General features: G+C 58.3%; 1 protein-coding gene. It reads right to left on the reverse strand.

The genetic code is table 11. The features are described 5' to 3' along the window. On the reverse strand, positions 1-369 hold a 369-nt coding region (locus tag Q4563_RS17125; protein WP_303605349.1), incomplete at both ends, for an FAD-dependent oxidoreductase.

Raw genomic sequence — 369 nt, forward strand, 5'->3', positions numbered from 1 at the left:
GTTGTGTGCGGATGTCATTTGGCTGCGGCAGACCAACAGCGCACCGGCTTGCTCAGCCTGGTGCTGCAAGGCTTGCATAAACCGGTGACTGTCGATGATCCCGGTTTCCGGTGACCAGAGCGCAGCCGCAGCGGCAACGTCCGGTTCCATTTGATGTAGCTGGTGGCGGTCCAAACGTTGTAATGGAATGGCAAGGCGCTGGGCTGTGTGTTCCGGCCGCTGCAGTTCCGGGTGGTCATTGGTTGGACTGACAATCAGCTTGCCGATTTTCTGATGGGGAATGTCGAACTGCTGACAGAATTGATAGGTCAGGGCGCGTCCGCGCAGACACAGGGTTTCTTTCAGGGAGCCTGGCGGGTAATACAGGCC

It is taken from the genome of Gilvimarinus sp. 1_MG-2023 (assembly GCF_030548285.1).